The sequence below is a fragment of the Streptomyces sedi genome (assembly GCF_006335015.1).
In the GTDB taxonomy this organism is placed as follows: Bacteria; Actinomycetota; Actinomycetes; order Streptomycetales; family Streptomycetaceae; genus Streptomyces; species Streptomyces sedi.
The window spans coordinates 1-20,467 of sequence record NZ_VDGT01000013.1; the positions used below are offsets into that span (position 1 = coordinate 1).

General features: G+C 72.7%; 18 protein-coding genes and 1 rRNA gene. 15 read left to right on the forward strand and 4 right to left on the reverse strand.

From position 1 onward, the window contains the following. From rrf to FH715_RS17475, 6 genes are all read left to right on the forward strand, one after another. Positions 1–114, forward strand: a 5S ribosomal RNA gene (gene rrf, locus FH715_RS17450); the annotation flags it as partial. A gap of 79 nt (positions 115–193) precedes the next feature. Continuing rightward, a complete protein-coding gene (locus FH715_RS17455; RefSeq protein ID WP_139646353.1) occupies positions 194–1,363 on the forward strand; it encodes an acetoin utilization protein AcuC in 1,170 nt (389 codons plus the stop codon). Positions 1,364–1,963: 600 nt separating this feature from the next. Then, on the forward strand, positions 1,964–2,170 hold the full coding sequence (locus FH715_RS17460) for a helix-turn-helix domain-containing protein (RefSeq protein ID WP_052849337.1): 207 nt from the start codon (positions 1,964–1,966) through the stop codon (positions 2,168–2,170). 128 nt (positions 2,171–2,298) lie between these two features. After that, positions 2,299–2,397 carry a 30S ribosomal protein bS22 gene (locus tag FH715_RS17465; protein ID WP_003948845.1) on the forward strand — a complete coding sequence of 33 codons (99 nt, stop codon included), beginning with the start codon at positions 2,299–2,301 and terminating at the stop codon, positions 2,395–2,397. A 65-nt stretch (positions 2,398–2,462) separates the two neighbouring features. Beyond that, positions 2,463–3,488, forward strand: coding sequence for an NAD-dependent epimerase/dehydratase family protein (locus tag FH715_RS17470; protein WP_139646355.1), 1,026 nt, complete (start codon positions 2,463–2,465; stop codon positions 3,486–3,488). Further along, positions 3,481–4,428 carry a lysophospholipid acyltransferase family protein gene (locus FH715_RS17475; RefSeq protein WP_139646357.1) on the forward strand — a complete coding sequence of 316 codons (948 nt, stop codon included), beginning with the start codon at positions 3,481–3,483 and terminating at the stop codon, positions 4,426–4,428. Before FH715_RS17470 ends, FH715_RS17475 begins: the two co-directional genes overlap by 8 nt. Before the next feature lie 50 nt (positions 4,429–4,478). On the opposite strand, the gene FH715_RS17480 is transcribed toward FH715_RS17475, so the two are convergent. From FH715_RS17480 to FH715_RS17490, 3 genes are all read right to left on the reverse strand, one after another. Beyond that, on the reverse strand, positions 4,479–5,744 hold the full coding sequence (locus FH715_RS17480; protein ID WP_139646359.1) for a DUF5667 domain-containing protein: 1,266 nt from the start codon (positions 5,742–5,744) through the stop codon (positions 4,479–4,481). 380 nt (positions 5,745–6,124) lie between these two features. Further along, complete coding sequence (locus tag FH715_RS17485) at positions 6,125–6,928, reverse strand: ECF subfamily RNA polymerase sigma factor, BldN family (RefSeq protein WP_139646361.1); 804 nt, start codon at positions 6,926–6,928, stop codon at positions 6,125–6,127. A gap of 404 nt (positions 6,929–7,332) precedes the next feature. Further along, positions 7,333–8,295 carry an HAD family hydrolase gene (locus FH715_RS17490; protein WP_139646363.1) on the reverse strand — a complete coding sequence of 321 codons (963 nt, stop codon included), beginning with the start codon at positions 8,293–8,295 and terminating at the stop codon, positions 7,333–7,335. An 87-nt stretch (positions 8,296–8,382) separates the two neighbouring features. On the opposite strand from FH715_RS17490, the gene FH715_RS17495 reads away from it, so the two are divergent. The 8 genes from FH715_RS17495 to FH715_RS17530 all read left to right on the forward strand — a co-directional run bounded on the left by FH715_RS17495 (position 8,383) and on the right by FH715_RS17530 (position 16,950). After that, positions 8,383–8,670 (forward strand): glutaredoxin family protein, encoded by a 288-nt coding sequence (locus FH715_RS17495; protein ID WP_139646365.1) that lies wholly within the window; start codon positions 8,383–8,385, stop codon positions 8,668–8,670. A 230-nt stretch (positions 8,671–8,900) separates the two neighbouring features. Next, positions 8,901–9,671: a redox-sensing transcriptional repressor Rex gene (locus FH715_RS17500; protein WP_139646367.1), complete on the forward strand. Its 771-nt coding sequence runs from the start codon at positions 8,901–8,903 to the stop codon at positions 9,669–9,671. Further along, the gene (locus FH715_RS17505; protein ID WP_139646369.1) at positions 9,668–10,996 is read left to right on the forward strand and encodes a glutamyl-tRNA reductase; all 1,329 of its coding nucleotides are present in this window, start codon (positions 9,668–9,670) and stop codon (positions 10,994–10,996) included. The genes FH715_RS17500 and FH715_RS17505 overlap by 4 nt, the downstream gene beginning before the upstream one ends. Then, a complete protein-coding gene (hemC, locus tag FH715_RS17510) occupies positions 10,993–11,964 on the forward strand; it encodes a hydroxymethylbilane synthase (protein ID WP_139646371.1) in 972 nt (323 codons plus the stop codon). Before FH715_RS17505 ends, hemC begins: the two co-directional genes overlap by 4 nt. Next, positions 11,961–13,622 (forward strand): bifunctional uroporphyrinogen-III C-methyltransferase/uroporphyrinogen-III synthase, encoded by a 1,662-nt coding sequence (locus tag FH715_RS17515; protein WP_139646373.1) that lies wholly within the window; start codon positions 11,961–11,963, stop codon positions 13,620–13,622. The genes hemC and FH715_RS17515 overlap by 4 nt, the downstream gene beginning before the upstream one ends. Before the next feature lie 209 nt (positions 13,623–13,831). Next, a complete protein-coding gene (hemB, locus tag FH715_RS17520) occupies positions 13,832–14,866 on the forward strand; it encodes a porphobilinogen synthase (protein WP_425472735.1) in 1,035 nt (344 codons plus the stop codon). Between the two features lie 129 nt (positions 14,867–14,995). Next, entirely contained in the window at positions 14,996–15,802 is an 807-nt protein-coding gene (locus FH715_RS17525) for an SDR family NAD(P)-dependent oxidoreductase (RefSeq protein WP_425472736.1), read from the forward strand. After that, positions 15,799–16,950: a serine hydrolase domain-containing protein gene (locus FH715_RS17530; protein WP_170184754.1), complete on the forward strand. Its 1,152-nt coding sequence runs from the start codon at positions 15,799–15,801 to the stop codon at positions 16,948–16,950. The genes FH715_RS17525 and FH715_RS17530 overlap by 4 nt, the downstream gene beginning before the upstream one ends. Before the next feature lie 21 nt (positions 16,951–16,971). On the opposite strand, the gene FH715_RS17535 is transcribed toward FH715_RS17530, so the two are convergent. Continuing rightward, positions 16,972–18,174 carry a S8 family peptidase gene (locus FH715_RS17535; protein WP_139646377.1) on the reverse strand — a complete coding sequence of 401 codons (1,203 nt, stop codon included), beginning with the start codon at positions 18,172–18,174 and terminating at the stop codon, positions 16,972–16,974. 329 nt (positions 18,175–18,503) lie between these two features. On the opposite strand from FH715_RS17535, the gene lysS reads away from it, so the two are divergent. Continuing rightward, positions 18,504–20,216, forward strand: coding sequence for a lysine--tRNA ligase (lysS, locus tag FH715_RS17540; RefSeq protein WP_211367702.1), 1,713 nt, complete (start codon positions 18,504–18,506; stop codon positions 20,214–20,216). The last annotated feature ends 251 nt before the right edge of the window (positions 20,217–20,467 follow it).

Below are 20,467 nucleotides of genomic sequence, written 5' to 3' on the forward strand. Positions count from 1 at the left end.
GGTGGTCATGGCGGAGAGGAAACGCCCGGTTACATTCCGAACCCGGAAGCTAAGCTCTTCAGCGCCGATGGTACTGCATGGGGGACCGTGTGGGAGAGTAGGACGCCGCCGGACAATTATTTGAATATGAGGGAGGGTTTCGTCGGAATTTCGATTCCGACGAAACCCTCCCTTTTTCCGTTACGGTGGCCCCATGAGTGGAGAAGCGCGCCTGCTGTGGGACGAGGGGGTCACCGGGTACAACTTCGGTCCCGGCCACCCCATGGATCCGGTTCGGCTGACCCTGACCATGGCGCTCGTCGAGGCGCTGGGACTCGACCGTCGGCTCACCGTACGGGGCGCCCCGCCGGCCGACGACGCCACGTTGGCCCTGGTCCACGACCCCGACTACGTCGCCGCCGTGCGTGCGGCCTCCGAGCGACCCGGGGCCGTCGCGGGCGGGTTCGGCTTCGACAGCGTCGACAACCCGGCCTTCGCCGGGATGCACCAGGCCTCCTCGCTGATCGCCGGCCAGTCCGTGGCCGGCGCCGAGGCGATCTGGGGCGGTGAGGTCGCGCACGCCGTCAACTTCGCGGGTGGCCTGCACCACGCGATGCCCGCGGGCGCCTCCGGCTTCTGTGTCTACAACGACGCCGCGCTCGCCATCGCGCGCCTGCTCGAACTCGGCGCCACCCGCGTCGCCTACCTCGACCTGGACGTGCACCATGGAGACGGGGTGCAGCACGCCTTCTGGTCCGACCCCAGGGTGTTGACCATCTCGCTCCACGAACACCCCCGCACCCTCTTCCCCGGTACCGGGCATCCCGAGGAGACCGGTGCCGCGGCGGCTGCCGGCGGGGCCGTCAACGTGGCCCTGCCCGCGGGGAGTTCCGACGAGGCGTGGCTGCGGGCCCTGCACGCCGTGGTGCCCGAGCTGCTGGAGGCGTTCGGTCCCCAGGCGCTGGTCTCGCAGCACGGCGCGGACACCCACTTCGAGGACCCGCTGGCCCATCTCACGCTCAGCCTCGACGCCCAGCGTCTCGGCGCCGAGGCGGCGCACCGCTGGGCGCACGCGTACGCGGAGGGGCGCTGGTTGGCGCTCGGCGGGGGCGGCTACGCGGTGGTGGACGTGGTCCCCAGGATCTGGAGCCACCTGGTCGGTGTCGCCGCCCACGCGCCCGTCGAGCCAGCGACCGAGGTGCCCGAGGAGTGGAGGCAGCGGGTCTTCGCCCTGACGCGGGGCGACGGGCCCCGGCGGATGACCGACGGGCGGACGCCGCGCTGGGCGGACTGGGGCTCCGGCTATGATCCGGCGGACCGGGTGGACCAGGCGATCCTGGCGACCCGAAGGGCGGTCTACCCGCATCACGGCCTGCTCGCCTGAGCCGTCGTCGGCCCGTGGTGCGGATGTGGCGGAGGCGGCGCTACGGTCTCCTGAGACGAACGGCCGTCGCAGCGCACCGATTTCCCTGCGCTCTCTGTAGTGGGGATCTATCGACAAAGCTATCCGGGCTCTCTACGTCACGCGGCTCCGGCGGCGAGCCGTCCCACGGTCGGGCGCCGTTGCCCGGGCGTGGTCGCTTCACCTCTTCAAGTGAGTGCCAGCTTCGGCGAGTTGACGTGGGGTCGTTCCTGCCCGGGGCGCGGTCGTCGACGTTTCCATGCTGGTCAGCGAGGGGCGGAGGGCGCGTGGCCGGCTCGCTGTTCCGACGTGGCGGGTGGGGGTGCGGGGGCGGAACGGGGCGCGGGAGGCGTCTCGTTGCGGGGCTGTCGTCGTGTGAGACGGGGACTACGCTCTGCGTACGCACTATGTGACGAAGGGTGTTCTCTGTCGTGGTGAGGGGCGGCTCGCTGGAAAAGGCCGGTTGAGGCACCTCTTCCTCACTCGCATCACGCGCCCCTAATCTGGGGAGGAGCGCACATGCGAGAGGGAGTCACCGGAGGGGAAGCCGGTGCCCGACATGTGCGGAAGGTCAGGTGTGACATGGCTGCTGAAAGGCTTCTGAGCGAGGCCAAGTTCCTGACCGTGGCGGAGGTCGCCGCGGTGATGCGAGTCTCCAAGATGACCGTGTACCGCTTGGTGCACGCCGGTCATCTGCCCGCGATCCGAGTGGGAAGGTCCTTCCGAGTTCCCGAGCAAGCCGTCCATGAGTACCTCCGCGAGTCCTTTGTCGGCGTCGAAAGCGCCTGACATCGGGCGGAGCCCGAGCACACCCCTCGATTAACCCGTATCACTCGGTGAACGGTAGGCTGAGGCCCATGTAGGTCGTGTGGGCTCGGACGCCCCGCACCGGGTAAGCGAAGTAAGCGAGGGTAGTCGTGGGCTCTGTTATCAAGAAGCGGCGTAAGCGGATGGCGAAGAAGAAGCACCGCAAGTTGCTCAAGCGCACGCGTGTGCAGCGTCGCAACAAGAAGTGAGCGAACGCTGCTGACCGGCCCTCTCGCCCTCGTGGCGGGAGGGCCGACGTGCGTAAAGGGGTGCCATGGGCAGGACGGTGCTGGTCACCGGGGCCGGTGACGCGTGGGGGAGCCGGGTTCTCGCTCTGCTGCGGCGTGATCCCGGTGTGGGGCGGCTGATCGCCGTGGACCGCCGGCTGCCGCCGAAGCGGCTGCCCGACGTCGAGTTCCTGTACACGGACGTGCGGCGGCCGACGCTGGTCCCGTTGTTGGCGGAGCGGGCGGTGGACACCGTGGTCCACCTCGACGTGCGGGAGGCGCCGCTCACGCCGGGGGAGGGCCGGTCCACGGTCAAGGAGAACAACGTCCTGGGCACGATGCAGCTGCTCGGCGCCTGCCAGAAGGTGCCCGGGCTGCGGCGCCTTGTCGTCAGGTCGAGCACCCAGGTCTACGGGAGCGCGGCCAGGGAGCCCGCGGTCTTCGGCGAGGACAGCCCTCCGCGCGCCGCCGCCGGCGACGGCTTCGCCCGCGACGTGGCGGAGGTCGAGGGATACGTGCGGGGGTTCGCCCGCAGACGCCCCGAGGTGGCGGTGACCGTGCTGCGCTTCGCGCATCTGCTGGGGCCCGCCTCCGACTCCCGGATGGCCGCCTACTTCCGACTGCCGGTGCTGCCCACCGTCTTCGGCCATGACCCGAGGCTCCAGCTGGTGCACGAGGACGACGCCCTGGAGGTGGTCGGCGGTGCCGTGGCGGAGCCGGGCCTGGGCGCCGGGGTCTTCAACGTGGCGGGCGACGGGGTGCTGACCCTGACCCAGGCGGCGCGGCGGCTGGGGCGGCCGACGGTGCCGGTGCTGTCGCCGCTGACTCCGTGGGTGGGGGCGGCGCTGCGTACGGTGGGGGTCTCGGGGCTCTCCGCCGAGCAGTTCCGGTCGCTGATGGCCGGGCGGGTGGCGCGGACCGCTCTGCTGCGGGAGGCGAGGGGCGGTTCTCTGCCGCACTCCACGGCCGAGACGTTCGCCGACTTCGTCGCGGCACACGGCGGGGGTCCCCTGGCCCCTGAGCGGCTGTCGCGCATGGTCGGGCGGTTGGAGGAGGTGGTGCGTCGTGGCTGACGCGAAGGTGATCCCGTTCGACGAGGGGGAACGGCGTTCCCTGCGGGCCGGGAAGGCCGGAGTGGGGGACGGCGGGGACGCCCCTGTCGGGGAGGCCGGGGAGGCCGGGGAGTCGGCGCTGGAGCGCGGGCTGGAGTTTCTGCGTCGGAGGCTGACCGGGGCGTACGAGGTGGACGACTTCGGCTTCGACCGGGAGTTGACCGACGAGGTGCTGATGCCGCTGCTGCGGCCGGTCTTCGAGCGCTATTTCCGGGTGGACGTGCGCGGCATCGAGAACGTGCCGGCCGAGGGGGGCGCGCTGATCGTGGCCAACCACTCGGGGACGCTGCCGTGGGACGGGCTGATGGCGCAGGTGGCGGTGCGGGAGCGGCATCCGGCGGAGCGGCGGTTGCGGCTGCTCGCGGCCGACCTGGTTTTCCAGCTGCCGGTGGTCAACGAGCTGGCGCGGAAGGCCGGGCACACGCTGGCGTGCGCGGAGGACGCGCAGGAGCTGCTGGAGCGCGGCGAGTTGGTGGGGGTGATGCCGGAGGGGTTCAAGGGCATAGGGAAGCCCTTCGCCGAGCGGTACCGCCTTCAGCGCTTCGGGAGGGGCGGTTTCGTCGCCACGGCGCTGCGGGCGCGGGTGCCGATCGTGCCGTGCTCGATCGTGGGCGCGGAGGAGATCCATCCGATGGTGGGCAACGCCCGTACGGTAGCCCGGTTGTTGGGGCTGCCGTACTTCCCGCTGACGCCGACGTTCCCGTGGCTGGGGCCGTTGGGGGCGGTGCCGTTGCCTACCAAGTGGACGATCGAGTTCGGTGAGCCGATCGAGACGGGCGATCAGCCGCCGGAGGCGGCCGAGGACCCGATGCTGATGTTCCAACTGACGGACCAGGTGCGGGAGACCATCCAGCACACGCTCTACAAGCTGCTGATGGCGCGCCGCTCCGTCTTCTTCTGAGGCGTCCCGCGAGTCCCCCCGGGGGGCCTGTGGTGAGGTGCTTCCCGGTGTCAGCGGCCTTCCTCTGTGGGGCTGACGTCGAGGTCGAGCCGGGGGAGCAGGTCTTCCAGAAGCGGCGGGATCGTGATGTCGGTCTCGCTCTCCGTGCGCTCCGGGGAGGCGTCGGGGTCGCCCGTCGGGCGGTCGGTCTCGGGGGCGACCCCTTCGAGCAGGCCGCCGGTGCCCTCCAGCAGGCCCTCGTTCTCCTCGGACGGCTCGGGGTCCGTGGTCGAGGGCTCGGAACGTGTCCGGGAGGGTTCGGAGGCGGTCTCGTCGGGCCGCTCACCCGACTCCTCGTCGGTAGTGGTCGCGGTCGGCGGGCGGAGCGAGGCGTTCTGCCGCTCCTCGGAGTCCTCGTCGGCCGACTCGGGGGGCAGCAGGGAACGCAGCGGGGCGATGTCCTCGCGCATGGCGTCCAGGACGTCGGTGACCTCCTCGCGGACGTCGCCGAGCTGGGGCGGCAGGGAGCGGCGCACCTCCTCCCAGGTCGTGTTCTGACCCTCGAAGAAGCTGGAGAGGGACTGGATCGAGCCGATCGAGCCCTGGTTCTCGTAGGCGCGGGTGAGGAGCCGGTGGCCCTCGGAGGCGTCGTCGCGCATGTTGGACAGGGCGCGGCGGATGTCGCCGAGGCGCTCGTGGTCGAGGGTGGCGCTCGCCTGGCGGGCGAGCAGGTCCCTGGCCTCGTGCAGGCGGGTCGTCGCCTGGTCGAGGTAGAGCTGGCCGCGGTCGGCGTCGCCGTTGGCGAAGTCGAGCCTGAGGTCCTCCATGCCGCGCTTGAGGCCGTAGAGGGTGTCGCCCGGGAGGGCGTCGTTGGAGGCGGCGGCGACGCCGCCGAGGGCGCCAGCGGCGACACCGAAGGTCAGCCCGCCGGCGGCCAGGCCCTTGGAGAGCCGGGATCTGGGGCGCAGCCTGCTCAACGGGCTGGCGCTCGGCCGCCCCTCGTCCGCGCGGCGCGTCTGCGCGGGCACGCGGGGCGGCTCGGCGGCTGCGCTCCCCGCCTCGTCCACCGCCTCGTCCATCGCCGCGAGCAGCGCGGCGCGTTGGGCGGCGCGGGCGTCGGCTGACAGCTCGGGCCTGGGCAGGGCGGCCAGCCGATCGACCACGGACAGCAGGGCGGACTGGTCGGCCTGCGCGGCCGTCGTGCCGCGCTCGGCCGTCGCCGCGCGCTCCCCCCGGTGGGGCGCTTCGGGCGCTTGGGTATCGCCGGGCGGTCGGGCCTCGTCGAGCAGCTGGGCGAAGGCTTGGGCGCGGCGGTTTGCCGACACGGAACCGATCACGGACGGCACCTCCTCTCGTCACACGAAGGACTCCCTGACGGGGCCGGAAGTTTCGGGCTTCCGCCAGGAGCATCCGGAAGAGTGAAACCCCTGGGGGAAAGTGGCCGTAGGGAACCCGCGAACCCGACAACGAGTGGACCGGCACTCGGGTTACGGCTGGCAGATTATGTGACTGAGTGATTGCGTGAGTCTACCCTCCGTCGTGCTTGACGGGTGGGTCCCGAGGGGCGGGAGTCCCGCCGTGCGAGGGGCGCGGGCGGGGGAACGTGACGGTGGTCGCGCCACGGCCCCGTGCCTCGCGGGTCGCCCCGCGGGGTGTGGGTCATCCCGCGGGGTGTGGGTCGCCCCGTGCGGTGTGGGTCGCCCCGTGAAGTGCGGGCCTAGCGCGCGTCGTCGGGGAGCAGGCGGGCGAGGGTGCGGACGGCGCGGTACTGGAGGGTCTTGATGGCTCCCTCGTTCTTCCCCATGACGCGGGCCGTCTCGGCGACCGAGAGGCCCTGGAGGAAGCGCAGGGTCACGCACTCCTGCTGCTGGGGGTTGAGCTTGTGGACCGCGTCCAGCAGGGCCGAGTTGGCCAGGGACTCCAGGACGGACTCCTCGGGGCTGCGCTCGACCTCGTTGGCGTCGAGCATCTCGCCGGTGGTCACTTCGAGTCGGAAACGGCTCGACTTGAAGTGGTCGGCGACCAGGTTCCGAGCGATGGTGACCAGCCAGGCGCCGAAGTCCCTGCCCTGCCAGGTGAAGGTGCCGATCCGGCGCAGGGCGCGCAGAAAGGTCTCGCTGGTGAGGTCCTCCGCCGTGGCCCGGCCGCCGACGCGGTAGTAGATGTACCGGTAGACCGTGTCGGAGTAGTGGTCGTAGAGGCTGCCGAAGGCCTCGGACTCGCCGTTCTGCGCGCGCTCGACCAGATCCATCATGCGGCGGCTGTCACTGTCGGCCGCGGGACGGCGGGCGGTGGTGGACGCGCCGGCGGAGCCGGAGCGGGCGCGTCTGCCCACGGTGGCGGTGGTCACGGCGCTTCCGGCCATGGCGAAGGCGAACGGGCCGGCGGGGACGCCGGCGGGGAGGGGTGTGGCGAGGGCGGGGCCGGCGCACGCGTGGGGGACGAGAGCGCGCAACCGGTCCAGGACCGTCGTGCGCAGCGTGGCCAGGCCCGAGGCGACAACCCCGACGTGTGGGTACACGGGACTCCCAGAGGCAGAGCTTCCAAGTCGAGCGGTGCCGGGTCCCGGTGCCGTCCCCTGGCGGGAGACGGGTGGGGACCGGAACGCGTCTGAGGAGAATAACGCTTCGTGTAGGTGGTGCTACGCCCAGTTGCGGAAATCGTCGATTCAGTTTGAAGAGTTATGCGTTGTGCGCATCGCGCCACGGAAACGCCAGGCTGAGAGCGACCACTTGGGCACGCTTTTTGACGCTCTGCTGACCGATTTTGATCGGGGCGTCCGCGTTCACGCTGTGACACCTGGGGAGAGCGGGGTATATGTCCACCCAACGAACCGACCGGTCGTTGGTCACTTCACCGCACCCGTTTACGACACCGGTGGCGCGTTCCCGCTGTTCAGGGGCGATCAGCGGGGGACAGCGGTGATCACCGGCGGCGTCGGTGGACCGCCAGCGCGGCGGCGGCCCCGCCCACCAGGGCGCCGGCGCCGGCGGCGGCGGGAACGCCGATCTTCACGGCCTTGCGCCCCGTGCGGTAGTCGCGCAGCCGCCAGCCCATCTCCCGGGCGTGCGCCCGCAGTTGGCTGTCCGGGTTGACCGCGTAGGGGTGGCCGACCAGGGAGAGCAGCGGTATGTCGTTGGCCGAGTCGCTGTAGGCGGCGCAACGGGAGAGGTCGAGGTCCTCGGCCTCGGCCAACGCCCGCACGGCCAGGGCCTTGGCCGGGCCGTGCAGCGGCTCGCCGACCAGGCGGCCGGTGTAGACCCCGCCGACCGACTCGGCGACCGTGCCCAGCGCCCCGGTCAGTCCGAGCCGGCGCGCGACGATGGTGGCGGTCTCGATCGGCGCGGCCGTCACCAGCCAGACCCGCTGCCCCGCGTCGAGGTGGGCCTGGGCCAGGGCCCGGGTGCCCGGCCAGATGCGGTGGGCCATGTACTCGTCGTAGATCTCCTCGCCGATGGTCGTCAGCTCGGAGACCCGGTGGCCCCGGACGATGGAGAGGGCGCTGTCGCGTGCGTCGGCCATGTGCCCCGCGTGCTCGGCGCCGGCCAGCCGGAAGTAGCTCTGCTGCCAGGCGAAGCGCAGCAGCTCCCGCTTGGTGACGAACTTCCGCTTGTAGAGGCCGCGCCCGAGGTGGAAGATCGCGGCGCCCTGCATCACCGTGTTGTCCAGGTCGAAGAACGCGGCGGCCTTCGGGTCGCCCGGGGTCGGGAACTCCGGCGCTTCCTCGCCCTCGTGCGCCGGGGCGCGCGCGGCCTGGCGCGCGGCCTCGGCCGCCGCCTCCCCCGCCACCACACTGCGCTCCGTAGCCGCGCGGCGACGCGCGGCGAACCAGCCGCGCGGGCGGTCGGCCCACGAGGCGGACAGCTCGGTGAGGGGTCGCCTGGCCATGCCCCCGAGCATAGCGATGCGCCGTGGGCCACCGGATGGCGCCGGTATGGCGACGAGGGGGAGTCAGGGTGGCCGGGCGACGGCAGAATGGGCGCCATGAACCCGTTGCGCCGCGCCTCACGGAAGGCGCCTCCCACCGAGCGGTTGGTCACATTGGTCGGTCGGCCCGGCTGTCACCTCTGTGACGACGCGCGACGGGTGGTGAGCGAGGTCTGCGGGGATCTGGGGGCGCGGTGGGAGGAGAAGGACATCGAACGCGACGCGGAGTTGCACCGCATGTACTGGGAGCAGATCCCGGTCGTGCTGGTCGACGGCGAACAGCACACCTTCTGGCGGGTGGACGAGGGGCGGCTCCGTCGCGCTTTGGGGGCTTGACCCGGTTTGGATTAGCATTCGGGGTCGATTTTTCCCCCGCGGTGCGTATAGGTGAGGAGTGTGGCCGGGTGTCCGCGTTGGTGCATGTGGCACCGGTCACTTTGCCCGGACAAAACGGACACAATCTTTGTGCACGCGTTCACAAAGGCATAGCCTGGGCGCGGTTGAGCGGTTGTGGCGGATGCGTCGCGGGAAGCCGCCTTCCGGATGGCCCGACCGGCAGGAGCACCGTGGCAACTGGCCGAAATCACCGACCGGCGACCCGAAGCCGAGGAATCCCCGAGGCGACCGTCGCCAGGCTTCCGCTGTACCTGCGGGCGTTGACGGCGCTCTCCGAGCGTTCGGTGCCCACGGTCTCCTCGGAGGAGCTGGCGAGCGCCGCCGGCGTCAACTCGGCCAAGCTCCGCAAGGACTTCTCCTACCTGGGCAGTTACGGGACCAGGGGCGTCGGCTACGACGTCGAGTACCTGGTCTACCAGATCTCGCGTGAGCTTGGTCTCACCCAGGACTGGCCCGTGGTGATCGTCGGCATCGGCAACCTCGGCGCCGCGCTGGCCAACTACGGCGGCTTCGCCTCCCGCGGTTTCCGGGTCGCCGCGCTGATCGACGCCGACCCGGCGCTCTCCGGCCGGCAGGTGGCCGGCATCGAGGTGCGCCACGTCGACGAGTTGGAGTCGATCATCGACACCAACGGTGTCTCCATCGGCGTGATCACCACCCCCGGCGGCGCCGCCCAGCAGGTGTGCGACCGGCTGGTCGCCGCCGGCATCACCTCGATCCTCAACTTCGCGCCGACCGTGCTCTCCGTGCCGGACGGCGTCGACGTGCGCAAGGTCGACCTCTCCATCGAGCTCCAGATCCTCGCTTTCCACGAGCAGCGCAAGGCCGCCGAGGCCCTCGCCCAGGACGTGCCCGAGCCGCTGGCGGCCGAGGCCGCCCCCTCGGGCCCCGGCCGGGACCAGGGCCCCGACGGCGACATCCCGGCGGTGATGCCGGCATGACGCTGTTGGTCGTCGGGCTCAGCCATCGCAGCGCCCCCGTCAGCCTGTTGGAGCGCGCGGCGCTGCCGGCGGGCGCGGGCGGCGCGCTGCTGCGCGACCTGGTGGACGGCACCGCGGCCGAGGGCGCGCTGCTGGCGACCTGCAACCGCATCGAGCTCTACGCCGAGGTGGACCGCTACCACCCGGGCGTCGACGGGCTGACCGAGCTGCTCGCCGCGCACTGCGGGGTGCCGGCCGAGGAGCTGCGCCCCCATCTGTACGTGCACTACGAGGACCGCGCGGTGCGGCACCTCATGAACGTCGCCTGCGGCCTGGACTCGATGGTGATCGGCGAGGGGCAGATCCTCGGCCAGATCAAGGCCGCGCTGGCGCTGGCCCAGGACGAGCACACGGCGGGCCGGCTGCTCAACGAGCTGTTCCAGCAGGCGTTGCGGGTCGGCAAGCGGGCGCACAGCGAGACCGGCATCGACGGTGCCGGTCAGTCGCTGGTCACCTTCGGTCTCGAACAGCTGGCGACCGAAGGCGACGTGCCCGGCTGGGCGGCCGGCCGGCGGGCGCTGGTGATCGGCGCGGGGTCGATGTCCTCCCTGGCCGCCACCACGCTGGCCCGCGCCGGCGTGACCGAACTGGTGATCGCCAACCGGACCTTGGAACGTGCCGACCGGCTGGCCGGCGCGTTGGCGCGCGAGGAGGGCGTGAAGGCGCGCGCCGTCCCGATCAACGCGATCTCCGTCGCCGCCGAGCTGGCCGTCGCCGACCTGGTGGTCTCCTGCACGGGTGCCACCGGCCTCGTGCTCACGGCGGACGTGGTGGCGCACGCCCTGCGCGAGCGCGACCGGACGCTCGACCTGCTCGACCTGGCCATGCCGCGCGACATCGACGCCGCGATCCACCGGCTCGCCGGTGCGCGGCTGGTGGACATCGAGTCGCTCGCCGCCGCCTCGGCCGACGCCCCGATGGCCGCCGACGTGGACGCGGTGCGGGCGATCGTCGAGGAGGAGGTCGCCGCCCTCTCCGCCGCCCGCAGGGCCGCCTACATCACCCCCACCGTGGTCGCGCTGCGCGAGATGGCGTCGGACGTGGTGGCCGCCGAGCTGACCCGGCTGAACGGTCGGGTGCCGGACCTGGACGACAAGCAGCGCGCCGAGATCACCAGGACGGTGCGCCGCGTGGTGGACAAGCTGCTCCACGCGCCGACGGTGCGGGTCAAGGAACTGGCCGGCGAGCCGGGCGGCGACCACTACGCGACCGCGCTGCGGCAGCTCTTCGACCTCGACCCGCGGGCGGCCGTCGCCGTTCGCAACCCTGAACAGGAGCGGTCATGAATGCCCTGCGGCTCGGAACCCGGCGTAGCCAGTTGGCGATGGCGCAGTCACGCGGCGTCGCCGACGAGGTGACCCGGCTGACCGGGCGCCCCGTCGAGCTGGTGGAGATCACCACCTACGGGGACGTCTCCAGGGAGAGCCTGGTGAGCATCGGGGGCACCGGTGTGTTCGTCTCGGCGCTGCGCGACGCGCTGCTCGCCGGGGAGATCGACTTCGCCGTGCACTCGCTCAAGGACCTGCCGACGGCGCAGCCCGTGGAGCTGGCGCTCGCCGCCGTTCCACCCCGCGCCGATCCGAGGGACGCGCTCGTCGCCCGCGACGGGCTCGGCTTCGAGACGCTGGCCATGGCCGGCCGCGCCTCGGGACCGGCCAGGATCGGCTCGGGCTCGCCTCGTCGGATCTCCCAACTCAACGCCTGGGCCCGCTCGTTGGGCCGAGAGATCGAGATGGTGCCGATCCGGGGGAACGTCGACACCCGCATCGGGTTCGTGCGCTCGGGCGAGCTGGACGCGGTCGTGCTGGCCGCCGCCGGACTCCGCCGGCTCGGACGCGACGCCGAGATCACCGACTTCCTGGCTCCCGACACCGTCCTCCCCGCCCCAGGGCAGGGAGCGTTGGCGGTCGAGTGCGTGGCGTCCCGCCCGGAGCTGGTCACCGAACTCGCCCGGCTCGACGATCCCCACACCCGGATCGCCGTCGCCGCCGAGCGCACCCTGCTCGCCGAGCTGGAGGCCGGTTGCAGCGCCCCCGTCGGGGCCTTCGCCGACCTGCTGCGCGACGGGCAGACCTTCACCGAACTGCGCCTGCGCGGCGTCGTCGGCACCACCGACGGCGCGCAGCTGGTGCAGCTGTCCACCACCGGTCCCCTGCCGGGGTCCGTCGACGAGGCGGTGGCCATGGGCCGCCAGCTCGCCGACGAGATGCTGGCCAAGGGTGCGGCCGGTCTGATGGGGGAGCGAGCACTGTGAACCCCACAGCAGCGCGCCTCGCGCGCGCCGAGCCGACCACGGGCGCCCTGGGACACGTCACCTTCCTCGGTGCGGGACCCGGGGACCCGGGTCTGTTGACCCTGCGCGCGGTCGAGGCACTGGCGCAGGCCGATGTACTGGTCGCCGACCCGGCCGCCTACGAGGTGGTGCGCGGCCACCTCGCTCCGGGCACGGACACCCCGCTTCAGGGCATGGCTGAGGGTGACCCCCCGGTCTGCGCGGGTGACGATGCCGCAGATCTTGTCATGCGGGCCGCGAGCGCCGGCAAGCGGGTCGTCCGTGCCGTGGTCGGAGACCCGGGCATGGACACCGACGCGGCCGGCGACATGCTGGCGCTGGCCGACGCCGGGATCACCTTCGAGGTGGTGCCCGGCGTGGCGCGCGCCGTGGGCGTGGCCGCGTACGCCGGGGTGCCGCTGCGCGACGCGGAGGGCGGCGACGTCCGCTTCGTCGACGCGCGTACCGCCGACGAGCGCTGTTGGAGCGAGATCGGCGGCAGCGACGCGACGCTGGTGCTGAGCTGCGCGCTGGAGACGATCGGCGCGACGGCGGCGCGGCTGGTGGGCTCGGGCCGCAAGCCGGACACCCCGCTGACGGTGACCGTCGCGGGCACCACCACCAGGCAGCGCACCTGGACGGCGACGCTCGGCACCGTGGAACGGACCCTGAAGTCCGCCAAGGTGCTGCCGTCGGCCGGCGCCGAGCGGCCGGTCATAGCCGTGGTCGGCGAGCGCGGGGCGACGGCGCGGCGCGACCGGCTGGCGTGGTTCGAGTCCAAGCCGCTCTTCGGCTGGAACGTGCTGGTGCCGCGGACCAAGGAGCAGGCGGCCTCGCTCTCCGACCAGCTGCGGTCCTACGGCGCGGTGCCCAGCGAGGTGCCGACGATCGCCGTGGAGCCGCCGCGCACGCCGCAGCAGATGGACCGGGCGGTCAAGGGCCTGGTCACCGGCCGGTACGAGTGGATCGCCTTCACCTCGGTCAACGCGGTCCGGGCGATCAGGGAGAAGTTCGAGGAGTACGGGCTCGACGCGCGGGCGTTCGCGGGGATAAAGGTCGCGGCCGTCGGCGAGCAGACCGCGAGGTCGCTGGTCGAGTTCGGCGTCCGCCCCGACCTGGTGCCCAGCGGCGAGCAGTCGGCGGCCGGGCTGTTGGAGGACTGGCCTCCGTACGACCCGGTCTTCGACCCGATCGACCGGATCTTCCTGCCGCGCGCCGACATCGCGACCGAGACGCTGGTCGCGGGGCTGGTGGAGATGGGGTGGGAGGTCGACGACGTCACCGCCTACCGCACGGTGCGCGCCTCGCCGCCTCCGGCCGAGACGCGGGAGGCGATCAAGGGCGGCGGGTTCGACGCGGTCCTGTTCACCTCGTCCAGCACGGTGCGCAACCTGGTCGGCATCGCCGGCAAGCCGCACAACGTGACGGTGATCGCCTGCATCGGGCCGGCGACGGCGCGGACCGCGCAGGAGCACGGGCTGCGGGTCGACGTGCTGGCGCCGGAGCCCTCGGTGCACCAACTGGCGGAGGCGCTCGCCGAGTTCGGCGCGGCGCGGCGGGACGCGGCGGCGCGCGCCGGCGAGGCGCTGAAGCGGCCGAGCGAGAAGCGCCCGCAGCGGCGGCGCGCGCGGACGACATAGGGCGCGTGTGCGGGGCGTGCGCGCCGGCTTGGACGGCCGCTCGGGCGGCTGTCGGTGCGGGGTGCTTGGATGGAACGGCGTGGGGCGGACGGCTCGCCCCGCGCCGTTCCGCGTTCCGGCGGCGCTGTGCCGGGCGGTCGGGGTTCCGGACAGCCGGGGGGTAGCCCCGTGGTCAGTTCTGTGAGCAGCTTTGTGAGCAACGGAGATCGGTGGTCGCGTTGAGTGGAGTGGACGCGGAGTTCAGCGGTGCGTCGGGGGTCTTCCCGGCGGTGCGGCCCAGGCGGCTGCGGACCACGCCGGCGATGCGCCGGATGGTGGCGGAGCACCGGACGCATCCGGCGGACCTGATCCTGCCCGCCTTCGTCCGGGAGGGCGTCGACGCCCCGGTGCCGATCTCCTCGATGCCGGGTGTGGTGCAGCATTCGCTGGACTCGCTGCGGGCCGCCGCCGTGGAGGCGGTCGAGGCGGGGGTCAGCGGGCTGATGCTCTTCGGCGTGCCGGAGGAGGAGAAGAAGGACGCGGTCGGCACGCCGGGCACCGACCCGGACGGCATCCTCCAGGTGGCGCTGCGCGCGGTGCGGGCCGAGGTGGGCGACGCGCTGGTGCTGATGGCCGACACCTGTCTGGACGAGGTGACCGACCACGGTCACTGCGGGGTGCTGGACTCCGAGGGGCGGGTGGACAACGACGCGACGCTGGCCAGGTACGGCGAGATGGCCGTGGTGCAGGCGGAGGCCGGCGCCCGGGTGCTGGGGCCGAGCGGCATGATGGACGGCCAGGTCGGGGCGATCCGGCGGGCGTTGGACGCGGCGGGACACCAGGACGTGGCGCTGCTGGCGTACACGGCGAAGTACACCTCGGCGTTCTACGGCCCGTTCCGCGAGGCGGTGAACTCCTCGCTCCGCGGCGACCGCGCGACGTACCAGCAGGACCCGCCCAACGCGCGTGAGGCGCTGCGGGAGTTGGCGCTGGACCTGGCGGAGGGCGCGGACATGGTGATGGTCAAGCCGGGGTTGCCCTATCTCGACGTGCTGCGGACGATCGCGGACCGGGTGTCGGTGCCGGTCGCCGCGTACCAGATCTCCGGCGAGTACGCGATGGTCGAGGTGGCGGCGGAGCGCGGGCTGCTGGACCGGGAGCGGGCGATCGACGAGACGTTGACGGCGTTCAAGCGGGCCGGTGCCGACCTGGTGCTGACGTACTGGGCGACGGAGTTCGCCCGCCGGTCGCGCGAACGTCTCTGAGGGGCGGTCCCCGTCCGGTGCTTCCGGTGCTTCCGGTGCTTCCGCGCGTCGGGTGGGGATGATGGGGTGGATCGTTCCGGCCTGATTCGTTCCGCGCGCGCCTGGTCCGCGCGCACCTGGGAGGCTTCCGTGTCATCCATCGCTTCATCCACTCCGCTCGCCGTCGTCACCGGCGCCAGCAGCGGCATCGGCGCGGCCACGGCCCGGCGGCTGGCCGCCGAGGGGTACGAGGTGGTGCTGACCGCCCGGCGTGAGGAGCGCGTCGAGGCGCTGGCCGAGGAGCTGCGGGCGGCGGGCCACGCGGCGCGGGCGCGCCGGCTGGATGTCACGGACCGGGCGGACGTGGACGCGTTCGCCGCGTCCCTCGACCGCTGCGACGTGCTGGTCAACAACGCGGGCGGCGCCGTCGGCCTGGAGCCGGTGGCGGAGGCCGACCCGGCGGACTGGCGTGCCATGTACGAGGTCAACGTGCTGGGCGTGCTGCACCTGACGCAGGCGCTGCTGCCGGCGCTGGTCGCCTCGGGGGCGGGCACGGTGCTGGTGGTCAGCTCCACCGCGGGGCACGGCGTCTACGAGGGCGGGGGCGGCTATGTGGCGGCCAAGCACGGCGCCCATGTGCTGGCGGAGACGTTGCGGCTGGAGATCGTGGACCGGCCGGTGCGGGTGATCGAGATCGCGCCGGGGATGGTGCGGACCGAGGAGTTCTCGCTGACCAGGTTCCGCGGCGACGCGGAGCGCGCGGCGAAGGTGTACGAGGGCGTGGAGGAGCCGCTGACCGCCGAGGATGTCGCGGACACCGTCGCGTGGGCGGTGACCAGGCCGCCGCATGTCAACGTCGATCTGCTGGTGCTGCGTCCGCGGGCCCAGGCGTCCAACAGCAAGGTGCACCGGGGGCCGGTCCGGACGGACGCCCCCGGTCAGGCGCGGGAGCGGTGACCGGGGCGAGCGGGGCGTTGCGTCCCGGCACGGCGGGGGAGGCGGGGCTCGACCCGGGGGCGCTGGCCGAACTGGCGCCCAGCCTGGGCGCGTTCCTCGAAGGGCCGGAGCCGTCGTTCGCCGGGTTCGTGGTGCTCGCGGCGCGGAACGGCGTGATCGCGGCGCACGAGGCGGGCGGGTACGCGGTGCGTCACGGCGTGCGGGGCGGCTCGGTGGTCGAGCTGCCGGAGGCGGAACGGGTGCCGATGGCGCCGGACACGGTCTTCGACCTCGCCTCGCTCTCCAAGGTGTTCACCGCGCTGGTCGTGGTCCGGCTCGCCGAGCGGGGCGAGGTGGGGCTGGACGCGCCGATCACCCGCTGGCTGCCCGGGTTTCCGGAGGTGACGGTGCGGGCCCTGCTGACGCACACCGGCGGCTGGCCGGCGGACATCGCGCTGGAGGGCTATCCGGACGCGGCGGCGCGGCTGGCGGCGGTGGGCGCGGAGCCGCTGGAGTCCGCGCCGGGGGCGGCCTACCGGTACTCGGACCTGGGGCTGATCGCGCTGGGTGCGTTGGTGGAGCGGGCCGCGGGCGCGCCGTTGGACGTGTTGGTCGCGGAACTGGTCACGGGACCGCTGGGGTTGAGCGACACGGGCTACCGTCCTTCGGGCGCGCTGCGGGAGCGCTGCGCGGCCACCGAGTACCAGCCGTGGAGCGGGCGGGGGATGCTGAGGGGCGAGGTGCACGACGAGAAGGCCCACTATCTGGGTGGGGTCGCCGGGCACGCCGGGATCTTCTCGACCGCGCGCGACCTGGCGTCGCTGGCGCAGGCCGTGCTCGAAGGGGGAGCGCTGGGCGGGGTGCGGGTGCTGGGCGCGGAGTGGGTGGCGGAGATGCTGCGTCCGCAGAACGCGGGGCTGGGGCCGGAGGCCGGCCGGGGCCTCGGCTGGCAGCTGGACCAGCCGGCGCTCATGGGGGAGTTGGCCTCGCCCACGGCGTTCGGGCACGGGGGGTTCACGGGGACGGCGCTGGTCGCCGACCCGGCGACGGGGGCGTCGCTGGTGGTGCTGACCAACCGGGTCCATCCGCGCCGCGACCGGGGCACCGACGGAGCGTTCCGCCGGGCCCCGGCCGCTGTGTTGGCACGGGCGCTGCGCGCCGGCCCCTGAGCGGGGCCGGGCGCGAGCGGGTCAGCCCACCTGGAGCAGGTTGCCCGTGGTGTCGGCGCCGGGGTTGGCGACGGCGTCCGGCAGCGCGGCCTCGGTGAGGCCGGCGAGGACGTCGTCCGGGGTGGCGTCCGGGTTGTCGGCCAGGTACAGCGCGGCGGCACCGGCCACGTGCGGGGCGGCCATCGAGGTGCCGGAGATGGTGTTCTCCGCGGTGTCACCGGTGTTCCAGGCGGAGGTGATGTCCTCGCCCGGGGCGTAGATGTCCACGACCGAGCCGATGTTGGTGAACTCGGCCGAGCTGTCGGCGTCGTTGCTCGCGGCCACGGTGATGGCCTCGGGCACGCGGGCCGGCGAGGAGTCGTCCGCGTCGGCGCCGTAGTCGTTGCCGGCGGCTATGGAGTAGGTCACGCCCGCGGCGATGGACTCGCTGACGGCCGCGTCCAGCACCTCGTCGACGCCGCCGCCGAGGCTCATGTTGGCGACCGAGGGACCGCTGGCGTTCTCGGTGACCCACTCGATGCCGTCGACCACGGACTGGGTGGTGCCGGAGCCGGAGTCGTCGAGCACCTTGACGGAGACGATGTCGGCGTTCTTCGCGACGCCGTACTCGCCGCCGGCGACCGTGCCCGCCACGTGGGTGCCGTGGCCCTGGCCGTCGCTGCCGTCGCCGCCGAAGGAGTCGAAGCCCAACTCGGCACGGCCGCCGAAGTCCTCGTGGCTGTAGTGGACACCGGTGTCGAGGATGTAGACCGTGACACCCTCGCCGCCGTGGTCGGGGTAGGTGTACGAGTCGTCCAGCGGCAGCTCGGCCTGGTCCAGCCGGTCGATGCCCCAGGACGGGGTGGGCGACTGGGTGCCCGAGATGGTGAACTCCTGGTTCTGCACGACCTCGGCCACCGCCGGGTCCTCGGCCAGGGCCACGGCCTCCTCCTCGGAGGCGGTGATGGCCATGCCGTTGAGCACCGTGTCGTAGGTGCTGGTGACCTCGGCGTCGTAACGCTCGGCCAGCTCCTCGGCGCCGCCGGAGGCGGTGCTGAGCACGCTGTCCTTCAGCACCACCAGGTAGCTGTCGTCGACGGTGCCCGGGGCGTTCGCGTTGGAGATGAACGACCGTGCGTCGACGGGGGTCTCGTCGGCCGAGGCCATCGTGGGGAGCAGCACGCCGGCGCCGAGGCCGAGAGCCGCCGTGGCCGCCACCGCGGTGGCGCGACGAGTGATACGCATCCCTGCCATAGAGAGGGTCCTCCTCGAAAGGTGAAGCGCGAATGTGTGTGGGGGAAGTGCTCTGAGTAACGGGCGTGAGCATGACACTTGTTCGCTCATCACCTGTCAGCTCGAAAGGTTCGTCGAACATGAGGAATTGAGCAAGGGGGTGTGGGCGGTAGAGACATGTTTGTCATATAAATGCAAGGCGAGGAAACGGAGTTGTGGCACGGAGCGCTTCTCCGCGACCTCGCCCGGTGAACGCTGGTGCGGGGTGCGCGGCCGGGGTGGGACAATGGGCCGGTCACCGTAAGCAAGAAGGAGAAGTGCCAGCCGTGGGCCAGACCACCATGGAGACCGACTGGGTCTCCCGACTCGCCGACGAGGTCATCGCCGAGGCGGAGCGTCGCGCCCCCGGCAAACCGATCGTCTGCGCCTCGGGCCTGAGCCCGTCCGGCCCGATCCACCTCGGCAACCTCCGCGAGGTGATGGTGCCCCACCTGGTGGCCGACGAGATCAAGCGCCGCGGGGTCCCCTGCGAACACCTCGTCTCCTGGGACGACTACGACCGCTTCCGCAAGGTGCCGGCCGGAGTCCCCGGCGTGGACGAGAGCTGGCAGGAGCACATCGGTCGGCCGCTGACCTCCGTGCCGCCCCCGGCCGGAAGCGCCCACACCAGCTGGGCCGAGCACTTCAAGGCGCCGCTGAAGGCCGCCCTGGCGGAGATGGGCATCGAGGTCAGGGGCATCAGCCAGACCGAGCAGTACACCTCGGGCGCCTACCGCGAGCAGATCCTCTTCGCGATGCGGGAACGCCGGCGGATCGACGCCGTGTTGGAGCGCTACCGGACCAAGGGCAAGGACTCCCAGGACGCCGCGCTGGCGGCCAGCGAGGACGAGGCGGAGCTGGCGGCCGTCGAGGGCTCCGGGGCCGCGAGCGAGGACGACGGCGGCGCCGGGGACTCCGGCTACTACCCGTACAAGCCCTACTGCGGCGCCTGCGGCCGGGACACCACCACCGTCACCTCCTACGACGACGAGACCACCGAGCTGCGGTACACCTGCGCCTGCGGCTTCGAGGAGACCGTCAGGCTCAGCGAGTTCGACCGGGGGAAGCTGGTCTGGAAGGTCGACTGGCCGATGCGGTGGGCCTACGAGGGCGTGGTCTTCGAGCCCGCCGGCGTCGACCACCACTCGCCGGGCTCCTCCTGGGTGGTCGGCGGCCAGCTGGTCTCCGAGATCTTCGGCGGCAAGCAGCCGATCGGCCCGATGTACGCCTTCGTCGGGATCAGCGGCATGGCCAAGATGTCCAGCTCCCGAGGCGGCGTGCCCGTGCCGTCGGAGGCGCTGGAGATCATGGAGGCCCCGCTGCTCCGCTGGCTGTACGCGCGGCGGCGCCCCAACCAGGCGTTCAAGATCGCCTTCGACTCCGAGATCCAGCGCACCTACGACGAGTTCGACGCGTTGTCCCGCCGCGTGGCCGCCGGCACGGCGCAGCCGGCCGACCTCGCCGCGCACGGCCGCGCCGTCTCCACGGCCGCCGGCGCGCTGCCCGGAACCACGCGCCCGCTGCCCTTCCGGATGCTCGCCTCCGTCGTGGACATCACCACCGGGGAGGCGGAGCAGACGCTGCGGATCCTGCGCGAGGTCGACCCCGACAACCCCGTCAGGTCGCTGGACGAGGTCCGGCCCCGGCTGGACAAGGCGACCCGCTGGGTGGAGACCCAGGTGCCGGCCGAGCAGCGCACCCGCGTGCGCGCGGAGCCGGACACCGCGCTGCTGGACTCGCTCGACGAGGAGCAACGCGCCTCGCTTGAGCTGTTGTTGGAGGGCCTTGACGACCAGTGGTCCCTCGACGGGCTGACCGCACTGCTCTACGGCGTCCCCAAGCTGCGCGCGGGGCTCGCGGTGGACGCGAAGCCCACCCCCGAGCTGAAGGCGGCGCAGCGCGGCTTCTTCGCGCTGCTCTACCGGCTGTTGATCGGCGGCGAGACCGGCCCCCGGCTGCCCACGCTGCTGCTCGCCGTCGGCGCCAAGCGCGTCCGGCGGCTGCTCGGCGGCTGACCCCGCCCTCGCCACGCGGCGAGCCTCGCGACGTCTCCCCGGGGCCCCCGACGACCGCCCGGTCGTCGGGGGCCCGGCCGTGCTCCCCGGCGGACCGTGGGCGATGCCGGTCCGGGGTGGTGGCGCGACGGGCCACCACCCGGGGCGGCGGACGAGGGCGCGAGGCGCCGGCGTGGGGTGCTTCCGCGTGACGGACGAGGACGGCATGGCTCTCCCCCCGGCGCCCAACTCCGCGACGCCCGATGACTCTT